Annotated in this window: 9 protein-coding genes and 2 pseudogenes; 4 read left to right on the top strand and 7 right to left on the bottom strand. The window is 58.8% G+C overall.

The annotated features are described in order from the left end of the window. Nucleotides 1-220 precede the first annotated feature (220 nt). Nucleotides 221-496: a DUF1652 domain-containing protein gene (locus tag AB7M29_RS17985; protein ID WP_007896200.1), complete on the top strand. Its 276-nt coding sequence runs from the start codon at nt 221-223 to the stop codon at nt 494-496. 118 nt (nt 497-614) lie between these two features. On the opposite strand, the gene AB7M29_RS17980 is transcribed toward AB7M29_RS17985, so the two are convergent. The 3 genes from AB7M29_RS17980 to AB7M29_RS17970 all read right to left on the bottom strand — a co-directional run bounded on the left by AB7M29_RS17980 (nt 615) and on the right by AB7M29_RS17970 (nt 5857). Beyond that, a complete protein-coding gene (locus tag AB7M29_RS17980) occupies nt 615-1796 on the bottom strand; it encodes a cystathionine gamma-synthase (RefSeq protein WP_454247437.1) in 1182 nt (393 codons plus the stop codon). Then, entirely contained in the window at nt 1793-3169 is a 1377-nt protein-coding gene (locus AB7M29_RS17975; RefSeq protein WP_454247436.1) for a pyridoxal-phosphate dependent enzyme, read from the bottom strand. The genes AB7M29_RS17980 and AB7M29_RS17975 overlap by 4 nt, the downstream gene beginning before the upstream one ends. Nucleotides 3170-3382: 213 nt before the next feature. Further along, complete coding sequence (locus AB7M29_RS17970; RefSeq protein ID WP_454247435.1) at nt 3383-5857, bottom strand: UvrD-helicase domain-containing protein; 2475 nt, start codon at nt 5855-5857, stop codon at nt 3383-3385. A 279-nt stretch (nt 5858-6136) separates the two neighbouring features. Between AB7M29_RS17970 and AB7M29_RS17965 the strand changes: the two are divergent. Beyond that, a pseudogene (locus AB7M29_RS17965) lies at nt 6137-6831 on the top strand (pirin family protein). An 87-nt stretch (nt 6832-6918) separates the two neighbouring features. On the opposite strand, the gene pgm reads toward AB7M29_RS17965, so the two are convergent. The 4 genes from pgm to AB7M29_RS17945 form a co-directional block, all read right to left on the bottom strand. Then, complete coding sequence (pgm, locus tag AB7M29_RS17960; protein ID WP_217854855.1) at nt 6919-8565, bottom strand: phosphoglucomutase (alpha-D-glucose-1,6-bisphosphate-dependent); 1647 nt, start codon at nt 8563-8565, stop codon at nt 6919-6921. 110 nt (nt 8566-8675) lie between these two features. Beyond that, on the bottom strand, nt 8676-10076 hold the full coding sequence (locus AB7M29_RS17955) for an aminotransferase-like domain-containing protein (RefSeq protein ID WP_217854854.1): 1401 nt from the start codon (nt 10074-10076) through the stop codon (nt 8676-8678). A 67-nt stretch (nt 10077-10143) separates the two neighbouring features. Beyond that, nucleotides 10144-11634 (bottom strand): hypothetical protein, encoded by a 1491-nt coding sequence (locus AB7M29_RS17950; protein WP_454247434.1) that lies wholly within the window; start codon nt 11632-11634, stop codon nt 10144-10146. A gap of 563 nt (nt 11635-12197) precedes the next feature. Further along, a complete protein-coding gene (locus AB7M29_RS17945) occupies nt 12198-13220 on the bottom strand; it encodes a zinc-dependent alcohol dehydrogenase family protein (protein WP_008006061.1) in 1023 nt (340 codons plus the stop codon). A 268-nt stretch (nt 13221-13488) separates the two neighbouring features. Here AB7M29_RS17945 and AB7M29_RS17940 point away from each other — a divergent pair, with 268 nt between their 5' ends. Together AB7M29_RS17940 and AB7M29_RS17935 are read left to right on the top strand one after the other, a co-directional pair. Continuing rightward, nucleotides 13489-14403 (top strand): LysR family transcriptional regulator, encoded by a 915-nt coding sequence (locus tag AB7M29_RS17940; protein WP_225922910.1) that lies wholly within the window; start codon nt 13489-13491, stop codon nt 14401-14403. 7 nt (nt 14404-14410) lie between these two features. Further along, nucleotides 14411-14977: pseudogene (locus tag AB7M29_RS17935) on the top strand (tyrosine-type recombinase/integrase); the annotation flags it as partial. Between the last annotated feature and the right edge of the window lie 138 nt (nt 14978-15115).

The raw sequence follows: 15115 nt of genomic DNA, 5'->3' as shown, positions 1-15115 counted from the left end.
CCGAGGAATACCCCCGGCCATATAGGCCTCGGGTCGAAAAAACCGTGTCTCGTGATCTGCATCAAAAAAAAATCAACCAATCGCCAAACGGACTGAAAAAATCCACATGATTTTCACATCTGGATGCTACTTTTAAAGACAGTCACCGGTTGAGCCATTGAAGGTTCTTCCCTCCTAACATGAGCTAAAGGAAGCGCTCGATGAATAAGGTGGGCAACACATGAATAAAGGGTCCTTCAGCAAAGTCACTTTTCCAAATGCCTGCCAGCTGATGCGCTGGCATTTTCATCCCATGGGTTTCGAAGCCACCATGGATGCACCGGGCAGTATGGTTGCGCGGCTGTTCGATCGCGCCAGTGGCGAAACCATGATCGCCATTGCCGGCATTCCTTGCGCAACGGTCATGAATGCGGCGGATGTAGAACGAATCATTGAAGCTGTGGAAGATGAGCTGGAGGCGTTCATTCCGCCGGAGGCTCTCAGGAGTTATGCCTGATGGGCGCTTCACAAAACCTGTGGGAGCGGGCTTGCTCGCGAATGCGGTGTGTCAGGCAACATTAATGTTTACTGACACTCCCTCTTCGCGAGCAAGCCCGCTCCCACATTGATTGGGTTTAACTGATCTGCATCAGGGCCTGTGCCAGATCGGCGCGCAGGTCTTCGACATCCTCGACCCCCACTGACAAACGTACCAGCGCATCGCCAATGCCCAGCTGCGCGCGAGTTTCGGCGGGAATGCTGGCATGGGTCATGATCGCCGGGTGCTCAATCAGGCTTTCCACCCCGCCCAGGCTCTCGGCCAGGGCGAAGATCCGCACACTCTCGAGGAAACGCTTGGCGCCAGCCAGGTCGCTGTTCAGGTCGAGGGAAATCATCCCGCCGAATCCGCGCATCTGCCGCCGCGCCAGTTCGTGCTGTGGATGTGACGGCAGGCCCGGATAGTAAACGCGCGCCACCTGTGGCTGACGCTCCAGCCATTGCGCCAGCTCCAGCGCGTTGCTGCAGTGACGTTCCATGCGAAGCGCCAGGGTCTTCACCCCGCGCAATGTGAGAAAAGCGTCGAACGGTCCGGCAATAGCCCCCACTGCGTTCTGCAGGAAACCCAGGCGTTCGGCCAATTCAGTGTTCTGCCCGACCACCGCGATGCCGCCGATCACGTCGGAGTGACCGTTCAGGTACTTGGTCGTCGAGTGCAGCACGATATCGAAACCAAGCTCCAGCGGACGCTGTATCCACGGGCTGGCGAAAGTGTTGTCGGCCACACAAATGATGCCTCGCTCGCGACAGGTGCGCGCGACGGCGGCGAGGTCAGTGAGACTCAGCAAAGGATTGCTCGGCGTCTCGACCCAGACCATCCGCGTGTCATCCTGAAGCGCCGCTTCGAATGCCGTCAGGTCTGTCAGATCGACGAAGCTGAAACGATGCCCGGCACTGCGCTGGCGCACCTTGTCGAACAGCCGGAATGTACCGCCGTACAAGTCATTACCAGAGACGATGTGGGCGCCAGCATCGAGCAGCTCGAGCACATTGGCGATCGCCGCCAGCCCGGAAGCGAAGGCGAAGGCCCGAGTACCGCCCTCGAGGTCCGCCACGCAACGCTCCAGCGCAAAGCGCGTCGGATTGTGCGAGCGCCCGTAGTCGAAACCCTTGTGCACACCAGGGCTCTGTTGCAGATAGGTGGAGTTGGCGTAAATCGGCGGCATCAGCGCCCCGGTGGACGGGTCCGGCGTCTGTCCGGCATGAATCACACGGGTGGCGAAGGCACGTGGCTTGGCGGTTTCATCGTGCTGACTCATGCAAGGGATCTCCGCAGGTAATTGAGCATGTCGACGCGGGTAATCAGTCCATGGAAACCCGAGTCGTCGGCGATCATCGCCACCAATCCACGGTCGAGCTTCGCCTCCAGTTCGGTCAGACTGGCGCCGGGCGGCAGGATTTCCAGCTTGTCAGTCATCGCACTGCTCACCGGCATTCGGAAGTGCGAAGCGTCTTCGTGCACGCCAAGCAGAATGTCCGACTCATCGATTACGCCGACCAGCCGCTGCCCGCCCACCAGCACCGGCAGTTGTGACACATCCGCCAGGCGCATGCGCTGGAAAGCGGTGAGCAAAGTGTCGTCCGGCCCCACGCTGACCACCCGGCCATCCTCGAAGCGCCGCGCGATCAGGTCTCGCAAATCACCGTAGCGCTTGCGCGCAAGCAGCCCCTGATCATTCATCCACTGGTCGTTATAGACCTTCGACAGGTAGCGGGTGCCGGTGTCGCAGACGAAACTGACCACCCGCTTCGGCTCGGTTTGTTCGCGGCAGTAACGCAGTGCCGCCGCCAGTAATGTGCCGGTCGAGGAGCCGCCGAGAATGCCTTCGGCGCGCAGCAATTGGCGGGCATGATCGAAGCTTTCCTCGTCGCTGATCGAATAGGCCTTACGCACGCTGGACAGGTCGGCAATCGACGGAATGAAGTCTTCGCCAATGCCCTCCACCGCCCAGGAACCGGGCGTACCCAAGGTGCCGCTGCGGCTGTATTCGGCCATCACCGAGCCGACCGGGTCGGCCAGCACCATTTCCAGATTCGGTTGTACGCGCTGAAAGAAACGGGTCAGCCCCGTCAACGTGCCGGCCGAGCCGACGCCGACAACGATGGCATCCACATCATGCTGAGTCTGCGCCCAGATTTCCGGGGCGGTACTGCACTCGTGCGCCAGCGGGTTGGCCGGGTTGTTGAATTGATCGGCGAAGAAGGCGTCGGGAATTTCCTGCGCCAACCGCGCAGCGACGTCCTGGTAATAATCGGGATGGCCTTTGCCGACATCGGAGCGAGTGATGTGCACTTCAGCGCCCATCGCCTTGAGGTGCAGGACTTTCTCGGTGGACATCTTGTCCGGCACCACCAACACCACCCGATAACCCTTGGCCCGGCCGACCAGGGCCAGGCCCAGACCGGTATTGCCAGCGGTGGCCTCAACGATGGTGCCGCCGGGGCGCAGGCGCCCATCGCGCTCGGCGGCGTCGATCATTGCCAGGCCGATGCGATCCTTGATCGAGCCTCCGGGGTTCTGCGATTCGAGTTTGAGAAACAGTGTGCACGGGCCGGTATCGAAGCGGCTGACGCGTACCAGCGGCGTATTGCCGATCAGTTCGAGCACGGCGGGACGGGAGTCGTTCGGCATGTCGTCACCTCGCTGCATGTATCCGCATTGGATGGACAGCGACCTGCGGCGAATCATTGCGCGCCAGTCGCAAGCAAAGCCTCGCCTTGGACCTTAGGCCGGGATTGCGCCCCCCGCAACTTTTCGCAGCCAGTCGGTAATGTCTCTGTGGCGAGCGAACTTGCTCGCCACAGGTTTTTCTGACTCAAGATTTTCAGTGAACAGCTTCAGGGGTCAGGCAGAGACTTTTCCTTGGCGGTGATCCGCGAAGAACGCCTTGCCTTTGCCGATCCGGTCGGAGGCCTTGGGCATGTTCGCAGCCGAGGTATCCTGGCCATCGACATACCAGTAGCAATGGCTGACTGCCCGGGTGATGCCCACGTAAGCCAGTCGCAGAATCTCGTCTTTCTGTGCGCTGTCGTAAGCTTCGCTGTCGCCAGCCTTGCCGAGCCCGGCCATGCGATAGACCTGATTTTTGTAGGGTGAACTGGTCAGGTGCTGGCAATCGCCCAGCAAAAACACCGCATCAGCCTGCAGGCCTTTGGCGCTGTGATAGGTCAGTTGTTTGAGTCGTCGAGCGTCGTACGGCAAGTTAGAATCTACATTAACTACAGACTGAATATGCTCCTCTATCAATGACTTATCGCTGCTTTTTCGATAAAGCATCAAGATTGAATCGCCTTTTCTGTAGTGCTCGATCAGCCGCTGGGACAAGCCTTGGTCATCCCGGTCGAGAACATTCACTGGCAACAGCGCCTTGGGTTCACCACTGGCCTTGGCCTTCTTGCCGGCGATCGCCGGTGCCGCGCGGACAATATGCTCCGCCGCGTCGATGATGTGCTGATGGCTGCGGTAATTGTCGCTGAGCATCACTTTGGTCGTGCTCGGCGACGGGAATTCCTTGTTGAACTCCATGAAGTAAGTCGGCGAACTGCCGCGCCAGCCATAGATGGACTGCCAGTCATCACCGACACAAAGCAATGACGAACGCTGCGCGCCGCGCCCCACATGCATGGCCGGTCCGCGACTACGGATCTCCGCCAGGCTGGCGCGAATCCACGAAACGATCTGCGGTGACACGTCCTGAAACTCGTCGATCATCAGGTGCGACATTGGCCTGAGCAACTCATCGCTCAGCAGCTTGAGGTTCTCCGGCGAATGTTCGCTGAACAAGGCGAACATCCGGTTATAGGTCATCACCGGTGGCGATTGATCCAGCAGATGATCTTCCAGCGCTCGCCAGAACAGGCTCAAGGCCTCGAAGAAGAACCGGTCCGGGTCGTCCTTGGCGAAACTCATCTGGCCCACGGCATTCGGCACATCCAGGCCGAGGTTTTCAATAAACCCGGCCGCCGCGACAAAACAGTCCAACAACGGCGCGGAGCCGAGCTCGCCCTTGACCTTGTAATCGAAGCCCGGCCCGGCGCTGGCGTCTCCGGCAAGAGAGGCCAAAACACGTTTTGAAGACTCATAACTATCTAGCCATATCAAAGGCTTACGACAGAAAGCTTGAAACAGTGTGCGCTTTACCGCCCATTCTGCGCGCACTGAAAGCTTGGCATTTGGACGGCTGACCTGGGGATTTTCCCGGGGATCGAAACCCAGCACCACCCAGGCGTCGAGCGTCGGAATGTAGCCGTGGCAATGAAAGGTCGAGCCGTTGATGTCGAAGGTCTGACGATTCGTCTCGATGCCCTTGATCGGCCAGGCACCGGCGCGAAACCATAAGTCCTCGATGGTGTCGCACAGTTCTTCATCGCGCTTGGCGGCGAGTTCAGTCACCGCCATGCGTTTCTGCACGTCCGGGTGATCACGCTCCAGCTCTTTGAGCTGCAAGGCATGACGCGACAAAGGTTTGATCAGTTCGCGGAAACGTTCATCGCGGGTGTGCAGGCTGTGATAACAGGCGTTGAGTTGCTGACGCTGGGCGTCATTGATGCGAAGGTCGAAGGGGTTGCTGTCGACCTCTTCGTCGCCGCCTTGCACGCGGTGACTGAGGTTTTCGAAGGCTTGTAGCCGCTCGAAACCCGGCAGACTGCGAACCATCGGCAGGATGCGCGAATGGAAAGTGCGCACCAGATCGCGCGCTTCTTTAAGGCTGATTCCCCGACCCCAGACTGCAAACAGCTCGATCAGTTTATTGATGAAGTCCTTGCGCGATTCGCGGGTGAAGGTCACCACGGTCATAGAGCTCAGCTCAAACCCCAGGTAGTGGTTGAGCAGCAGAATTCGCAGCACCAGGGTAGTCGACTTGCCCGCGCCCGCCCCGGCGATCACCGAGGTCGACGGTGTGTCGCTGAAAATCATCTTCCATTGGGCTGCGCTCGGTTGGGCATACGCGGGCAGCAGTCGCGCCACGTCGGCCTTCATGCGCTTCTTCAGCTCAGCACTCAATGGCAGGCGCCAATCGTCGAACAGATTGTCATCGACGTTGGGTGGTCGATGCTCGGTCGAGCGCGAGTCGCGAATCAACAAGACCTGCCGACCTTCCTCCAGTCCCTCGAGTTTGCCTTCCTTATAGCCGTACTCCACGCCGGCGCTGTGGCCGCTGCGAAAACCGTCGGCTTGGCCGTGCAGCCAAGAGGCACGGTGTTGCGCACGCAACCGAGTAAGGCCATGGCCAAAGAACCGGGCGGCCAGGCGCTTGAACAAAGGCATCTCAGCCAAGGGGCGAAGTTCGGGGGGAAGATCGGGGGTGTGTTGCGGCACGCTGACGGACTCCAGGGTGTGAGGCTGTTGAGGGCTATGGTGTCTGCATTTGCCGTTGAGTTCTAGTGAAATGCTTACAGGTCATTGGCTTATGCGATGAAGTGAAGGCTGGATGAGAATATTTCGAGGTTATTTGAGATCAACTAATTCGATTGTATTGAGGCATTTTTTACGCTTTTTATCGATTAGTGCCTGATAGATGATGCTCGCCATCAACCACCGGTTCTCGTTTGTGGCTCAGGCGTTCTGCCCCATGACGAACCTTTTCAGGAGACGATCATGCTTGAACTCAGACCTTTCAACTCGCTGGGTGGCGCACACCATGGCTGGTTGGATGCCCATCACCACTTTTCGTTCGCCGAGTACCACGATCCCAAACGCATGAACTGGGGCAACCTGCGGGTGTGGAACGACGATGTGATTGCCCCCGGAACCGGGTTCCCGCAACACCCGCACCGCGACATGGAAATCATCACTTACGTTCGTGAAGGCGCGATTACCCACCAAGACAACCTTGGCAACAAGGGCCGTACCGAAGCGGGCGACGTGCAGGTCATGAGCGCCGGCACCGGGATTGCTCACAGTGAGTACAACCTGGAAGCGACCGAGACCCGGATCTTTCAGATCTGGATCATCCCCAACGAAGCCGGTTCGGCACCGTCGTGGGGCGCCAAGCCGTTCCCCAAAGGCGAGCGCGAAGGTTTCGTGACCCTGGCCAGCGGTAAGCTGGCGACGATCAAAGCCTGCACATTCGTGCCGATGCGCGTCTGGTGGCGGCGAATCTGAAGGCTGGCGAGTCCGCGGAGTATCACCTGGACAGCGGCCGTCGTGCTTATTTGGTTCCCGCAACCGGCGTTATTGAAATCAATGGCTTGCGCGCACAAGCTCGAGACGGTGTTGCGATTGCCGATGAGCAGGTGTTGCGCGTGACCGCGATTGAGGACAGTGAGATTGTGTTGGTGGATGTGGCTTGATGAGGTAATTGCAAGGCAAAAAAAGGGGCGACCGTTAATGGTCGCCCCTTTTTTTACGTATAGCCGTTGTGGCGAGGGGGCCCTCAATCACTTCGCAGAAATAGCGCTATCCACAAGTGTCTGAGCTTCCGCCACCAACTGTTTGAGGTGGTCGTCGCTGACAAAGCTCTCCGCATAGATCTTGTAGATATCCTCAGTGCCCGACGGACGCGCCGCGAACCAACCGTTCTCGGTCATGACTTTCAGACCACCGATGGCTTGGTCATTGCCCGGCGCATGGCTGAGGATGCTCTGGATCGCTTCGCCCGCCAACTGAGTCGAGGTGACCTGGTCTGGCGACAATTTGCTCAACAGCGCTTTCTGCTCAGGGTTTGCCTTGGCATCGACCCGTACCGAGAAAGGTTCGCCCAGCTCATCGGTCAGCGCGCGATAGGCCTGGCTAGGGTCACGGCCCGTGCGAGCGGTCATTTCGGCGGCCAGCAATGCCGGAATCAAGCCATCCTTGTCGGTGCACCAGACACTGCCGTCCTTGCGCAGGAACGACGCGCCAGCACTTTCTTCACCGCCAAAACCGAGGGAACCGTCGAACAGGCCGTCGGCAAACCATTTGAAGCCGACCGGCACTTCGTACAGGCGACGGCCCAGACGTTTGGCAACGCGATCAATCAAGCCACTGCTGACCACGGTTTTGCCCACGGCCGCATCGACGCGCCATTGTGGACGGTTCTGGAACAGGTAATCGATCGACACTGCGAGGTAGTTGTTGGGTGCCAGCAAACCACCGGAGGGAGTCACGATGCCATGGCGGTCGTGATCCGGGTCACAGGCAAAGGCCACGTCGAAACGCTGTTTCAGACCGATCAGCCCTTGCATGGCGTGGCTGGACGATGGATCCATGCGGATCTGCCCGTCCCAGTCGACGGTCATGAAACGGAATGTCGCATCAACCTGTTTATTCACCACCTCCAGGTCCAGGCGATAGTGCTCGGCAATCGCCGACCAGTAGCGCACCCCTGCTCCGCCCAGCGGATCGACGCCCAGACGCAGCTTCGCATCGCGGATGGCGTCGAAGTCGATCACGTTGATCAGGTCGGCGACATAGGTGTTGAGATAATCGTGACGATGGGTGGTGCTGGCCTTCAGGGCCTGCTCGTAGCTGATGCGTTTGACGCCGGCAAGTTTGGCCGCCAGCAGCTCGTTGGCCTTGGCTTCGATCCACTTGGTGATGTGGGTATCGGCCGGGCCGCCGTTGGTAGGGTTGTACTTGTAGCCACCGCTTTGTGGCGGGTTGTGAGACGGCGTGATGACAATACCGTCTGCCAGGCCCGAAGTGCGCCCACGGTTGTAGCAAAGAATCGCATGGGAAATGGCCGGCGTCGGCGTGTACTCATCGCCTTCGGCGATCATCACCGTCACGCCGTTCGCCGCCAGGACTTCCAGGGCACTGGCACCGGCCGGTGTGGACAGCGCGTGGGTGTCGATGCCGACGAACAGCGGACCGTCGATGCCCTGGGCTTCGCGGTACAGGCAGATCGCCTGACTGATGGCCAGAACGTGCCATTCGTTGAAACTCAGATCGAACGAGCTACCTCGGTGTCCGGACGTGCCGAAGGCGACGCGCTGGGTAGAAATGGCTGCATCGGGCTGGCCGGTGTAATAGGCCGTCACCAGTCGCGGGATGTCGACCAACAGTTCTGCCGGTGCCGGTTTGCCCGCAAAAGGACTGAGTGTCATGCAAAACCTCTGAGAGAGAGTGGTTCGGGAATAGAACGCAGTTTACTGACAGTTTGCTCCTGGCGCGACGTTATCAATTGTCAGGTACCGAGGAGGGTTGGCGCCTCGGCTCAGTCGATCGATTCCAGGCGCAAGGCATCCCCCAAAAGCCCCAGCGCGTCGGTGAGGTCGTGATGCCCCCCGAAGGTGTGACTCAGGCGCAAATGCTGCCCATGCAGGCCCTGCAGGCTGAACAGCTCCCCCGGCGCAATCACCACATGTTGCTTGAGCAAACGCTCGAATACTCGATGTACATCGACCTGGCGCAACGAGCGGATCCAGATCGTCGCCCCGCCTTGGGGTTCAACGAAGTACAGCGCATCGGGCAGGCGCTCTTCAAGCAACTGAGTCATCTGCACCATGCGTTCCTTGAGCAGTCGACGCAACACCAGCAGGTGTTGATCGATGCGTCCATTGCTGTACAGCCGCGCAATGGCTTTCTGACGGATCAGCGACAAACGGAAAGCGCGCAGCAAAAAGTGCCGCTGCAATCTGGCACGCATTTGTCGCGACAGCAGATAGCCGAAGGGCGCCTCCGACCCGATGAATTTCTCGAATGTGGAAAACACGATCAGCCGATCCGGGTCCAGCAGATCGCGAAATCGCAGGCCGTTCGGCTCGAACTCAAGCTCGCCATAGCAATCGTTTTCCAGTACCCAGCTGCCATGTCGCTTCAGCAGCTGTGCGGCGGATTGCCTGTTGCTGTCAGGCGCCACACTGCCTCGTGGCATGTTCAGCCCCGATGAAAGCATCACCAGTCGCACCTGCTCGGTCTCAAGCAGTTCCTTCAACTGCTCCAGATCCAGACCACCATCGGCTTGCAACGGCAGCTCGATCACCCGCACGTCCGCATCCTTGAGCAGACGCAGAATGCCCCAGTCGCACGGTGATTCGACTACCATCACAGCGTCTTTGAGGCCAAGAGCGGCGATCAATATTTCCAGGACTCCCCGCAGGTCGGCGCCGATATAGACATCATCGGCATGCCAGCAGCGTGTCGGCGAAGTGGTGTAGCGCGCCGCCAGGGCTGTGCGCAGCTCCAGCTCGCCGCAGGGTTGTGAAGACGGTTGTGGCTGGCGTGGGTACTGGCGCAGCAGTTCTCTCTCCAGCAACAGCAACGGGCTATCCAGGGGTTGTAATGACGCCGGCTCATCGGCGCTCAGCACCAGCATGCCGGGACGCCTGGCGTTGACATAAACCGTTTCGAGCAGGTCCTTGCCACTGCCGGGTATGCCGATTGAGGACACGGGTAGAGCGTAGTAGCCGGACTTGGCCACTGAGTAGACGCGCCCTTCCTTCTCCAACAGCGAATAGGCGTACTGAATGGTCGAGATCGACACACTCAGGCGGTGCGCCAACTGTCGCAATGAAGGCAGGCGCACTTGCACGTCACTGCCCGGCTCATTGATCAGGTTAGTCAGGTAACGGTACACCGCCTGGTAGGCAAAATCGGTATCTCGTGGTCCTTTCATGGGTAATGGCCGAACAGGCTACGAACGTCGTGACGCATCCTTGCTGAATCCGTCAAACCTGGCACTTTCACCGCCCCGTCGACCATTCGCCAGCCACGCTCGTTTCACGGTCAGGTTCCACGACTTCAGCTTGCACACCCACCTCGCCGCTTTCCGTGCCGAGCCCCCTGCCCTCATCCCGAACCACCGGGGCCATGCGGTAAAGCGTACCGATCAGACTCACGGGCAACCCGCTGACATCCACCATCCACTGCAGAACCTGCTCGGGTGCCGGGCCGCCCTGCATTGCCCGGTGCAAGTCCGGCAACGCCACGAGCATGCCGGGATGGCACTGACGAAGAAAATGCTCAAGCGCCGCGCCGTTATCGACAAAAGGCGCGAACAGCAGACATACCAGTTGAGCCTCGCTCAGACCGAGGTTCTTTTGTGCTTCAGCCGCTGCCAATGCGCGCTGGTCAGTCATTGTCATCGGGTTGCCGAACGTCTTCATGGCCTGTTCGCAAAAGCGCTCTGGAACGTGTTTACGCCGCATCATCACCAGCGCCCGCTGCACATACTCGCTGACGCCCGTCTCGTAGGCGCGACCGTGTACAAAGCACGCTTGCAAGCCACGGATATGCGCGGATATCGACAGGCTGACGTAGTCGTTATCACTGAGCTGAGCCGACAACTCGTCAGGTTGAAACCCGAGGAAATCGGTGAGCAATGGCCAGCGCTCTTCCAGGTTGCTGACCAGCATGTCGTGAATATCGATGAAGATCGTGCGGCGACACGCTTCAAAACGCTCGGCGGGACGCCACGGCGCCAGGGCAGACTCTGGATAAAACTCGCTATAGCAATCGCAGCCCAATTCATCGAGCCGCGCGAACAGCCCCTCGTAGCCGGTTTCATGACGGTCCGGTGCCTTGAGCCCGGCCTTGGCCGCTGCACGGTTCAACCCCTCGAGGAACTGCTTCTGCCGACGAGGCGTATCGCTACTGACCAATGCATCGACACCTTTGTCCCAGCGGGCGATTTGTCCGTAAAACTCGCCGGTCGCCAGGTACCCGTCATCCCACAGATCAAGCGGCTCGTTCCAGGTACGGCGGTGCCCGACCATCAGCAGATTGAGCCGATTCGACTCGCGACCGGCTTCGGAGATCGACGCCAGATGGTTGAACGGCAGGACTTCACGATTATCGACCATCAACACTTCGACCCGGGGATCGTCGTAGAGAAACAACGCACTGCAGCTGCGATGGATGTTTTCCAGAGCCGTCGAGTCCACACCGTTCAAGCGTAAGGTCGCCACTCGCAGCTGAAACGTCGCCGGTGCGCGGCCGGCGATACTCAGTTGCGCGGCACGCAATAGCGCCAGGGTGTAGCAGCTGTCGCGTGACCCGGACTGCATCGCCAGCACCTTGTAGTCGCCGATACGCTCCATACCTCCTGCGGACATCACCAGGCGCTGAATCATCAATTGCAATGCCGTGCGCTCGGCGCGAGAGAAAAAACCCAACAAACGCTGCAGCATTTGCTGATAAACATAGTTCATTGCCTGATCATGGGTAGCGGTCATCATTATTTACCTGTGACTCATAAGTTCAATGCCGCGCAAACAATGAGGTGTATTGCGCAACAGGTATCTGTCATGAAGGGAGTGCCGGGATTGTTGTTCAAATGCTAGCACTTAAGCATTGTGTAATTATTTGAAATAATTGCATGTCGAGGGTACCCCTAGGACATCAGGATCTCCGCAACACCCGGCAGAATGGGCGTCTTGTGCTCCCGCGAACGTTCCTAGGAAATTTCCGACAGCGTCCCACAGACACTTAGCACAAGAAATAAAGAAAGAAGTTGCCAATGAATGTAAGACAACTGAGCGACGCTGCATTATTTGTTGAGCATATATTGCCGACGCGCATTGAGGAGTTTCAGCCTGATATTCGGCCATGACTCTTTCCTTGAGATGAAATTAATCATTCAATTATCAGGGCTTATATAATGATTAGAAGATACAGATTGAGAGCAAAAACCAGTTCAGTTGCTGAACCGGCCCATCGACAGATCGATGGACGTCTCATTTGGGAGTGACGGCCAGCAAAAGAGTCCGTGCTCTCACGGACTCTTGCAGAGAACAGCTTACGCAGGCTCGACCTGAAGGGCGACCCGTTCGCGGCATGGGCATTCGTCCATATAGCGGTGTGCTTCGACAAACTCGGAAAACGGAAACACCCGGGTCTTGAGCGGCAGCAGCACACGGTCCGCGGTCAATTGGTTGATGTCGCGCAGGGCACGTTGCAGTGCGGCCTGATCCTGGATGATGCCCAACTCCGGCTTGCCGGTGAAGTTACCGATGCAGTGCACGAAGAACTGAATGTTCTTCTGGAACGCCGCGCAGGCCGGGAATGGCGTCTGGTTACCCCCTTGCAGACCATAGAGCACCAGGCTGCCACGAGGTGCGAGCACATCGCCGAGCAGCGACATCTGCGGCCCGCCAAGGCCGTCGAACACCACATCGACGCCGCGGTTATCGGTGATCTTGTTGATCTGCATCAGCAGATCCTGTTCTTCGGTGACGATGACTTTCTCGGCGCCCAGGGACAGCAGGTACTCACGCTCATCCGCGGTTTTGGTCGCAGCAATCACTCGCACACCAAGGGCTTTGCCCAGTTGTACGAACGACGGCCCGGCGCAGTGGCTGGCATCGGTCACCAGGGCAAATTGCCCGGGTTTGACTCGCGCCAGGTCAGCGTAGGCAAAATAAGCGATCAATAGCGGCGTGTAGTGCACGCTGGCTTCGATCGGGCTGAGTACATCCGGGTAGCGGGTCAGCGCCGAGCGTGGCAGAACGATCTGTTCGCCGTAAACCGGGTAGTCATTGGGACTCTCGGCCGGGAAGCTGGCGACCTTGTCACCAACGGCCAGGTCATCGACGCCTTCGCCGACCATCGTGACCACGCCAGCCATTTCATGACCAAGGCCTGAAGGCAGACGAGCATGGGATGAGGCCAGGTTCTGGCGCCAGAGAATGTCGTACCAGCTGATGCCTATCGCTTCGACGCGCACCTGCACTTCGCCCGGCGCAGGCAGAGCGGCCGCATGCTCTTCGCATTTGAGCACCTCGGCTGGACCAAACTTGTGAAAACGGATCGTGCGGGACATCGCAAACCTCGTCAAAGTAACCTCTAATGCCCTGAACTCTATCTGGGCTTTCTACCCAAGACCATCAGTGGCTATTAATAGTCGACATGCCTGTCATTGATTCCGCAGCGACGGCGACATCATCCAATGCCGTAAAAACCGAAGCAGCCTTTCAGAAAAAACTGAATTACTCTGTGCAGAGTACCAGCCTTTGCCCGTAAGATTCATGCCGGCCATTCTTCTCATATGGCCGCTCACGTCAAGTTTGCTGAATCTGCCAGGACTCCAGATGAATCGTAATGACCTGCGTCGTGTCGACCTGAACCTGTTGATCGTTTTCGAAACACTCATGCACGAACGCAGTGTGACCCGCGCTGCGGAAAAACTGTTCCTCGGCCAGCCGGCCATCAGTGCGGCGCTCTCGCGCCTGCGCGGGTTGTTCGATGACCCGCTGTTTGTGCGCACCGGCCGCAGCATGGAGCCTTCCGCCCGAGCGGTGGAAATCTTCGCCCTGCTCTCGCCGGCCCTGGATTCGATTTCCACCGCGGTCAGCCGTGCGGCGGAGTTCGACCCGGCGACCAGCACCGCGGTATTCCGCATCGGCTTGTCGGATGATGTCGAGTTCGCGCTGCTGCCGATGCTGCTCAAGCGGCTGCGCGCGGAATCGCCGGGGATCGTACTGGTGGTGCGTCGGGCCAACTACATCCTGATGCCGAACCTGCTGGCCTCGGGCGAGATTTCCATCGGCGTCAGTTACACCGCCGATCTGCCAGCCAACGCCAAGCGCAAAGTGCTGCGCCGCAGCATGCCGAAACTGCTGCGGGCCGACACGGTGCCGGGGCCATTGAGCCTGGATGATTTCTGCGCCCGCCCCCATGCTTTGGTTTCGTTCGCGGGCGACCTGAGCGGCTTTATAGATGAAGAGCTGGAGAAACTGGGACGCAAACGGCATGTGGTGTTGGCGGTGCCGCAATTTAACGGGTTGAGCACACTGATCAGCGGGACTGATATCGTGGCCACCGTCCCGGACTACACTGCTGAAGCGTTGACCGCGGCCGGTGGCGTTCGCGCGGAAGACCCGCCGTTGCCGGTGCGCAGTTTTGAATTGCACATGGCTTGGCGTGGGTCGCAGGATAATGACCCGGGTGAGCGTTGGTTAAGGTCGCGGATTCAGATGTTTTTTGGGGACCCCGATAGCCTGTAATGGAATTCAGTTACTCAACGAAGAGCGCACCTTCGCGTACGTGGCCGAGCAATGGCTGGCATTCAAGTCTGCTGAACTGGTGACCAAATCCATCACGGGGTTTCGCGGAGCTCTGAACAACCACATCTTGCCTGCCATTGGCAAAAAGCCGGTCAGCGAGATCAAGCTGGAGCACATCACCACGATCATCACCGCGCTGCGTCGCCAGCGCACCATGGCCATGGCTCGGCGCGTGTGCACCATCATCCGTGCAATCTTGGGCTTTGCCGAGGGGCGCGGCTGGGTGGAGCGCAACGTGGCACTCAGCAACATCGAGGAGTTGAAGATCCGCCACGTCGTCACCAGCAACCCGGCGATCGAAAGGCCAGCCGACCTAGGCAGGTTTCTGCTGCGACTGGATGACTGCAGCAACGGCAGCAACGGCAGCGTTGCCACCGTAATGCGCTTGCTGGTCATGTTGCCTGTCCGCCCTGGCGAACTGGTGCAGATGCGCTGGGAAGACGTCGACTTGGTGGGCGCCGATTGGCGTTATGTGGTGAGCAAGACCAAGCATCTGGACAAGAGCAAGCACGTTTTCGCAGGAAAAGCCGGAACTAATGTAGAGATTGCGACTTCTCCTCAACGCACCCCAACAAATTACACACAAACAAAAATGCCCCTCATAAGCGGCGTTTTTGTATATCTGGAGGGGGACGGGACGCTTACCAATCAT

The sequence above is a fragment of the Pseudomonas sp. F-14 TE3623 genome (assembly GCF_053629015.1).
This window is presented reverse-complemented; position numbering and strand designations above follow the sequence as displayed.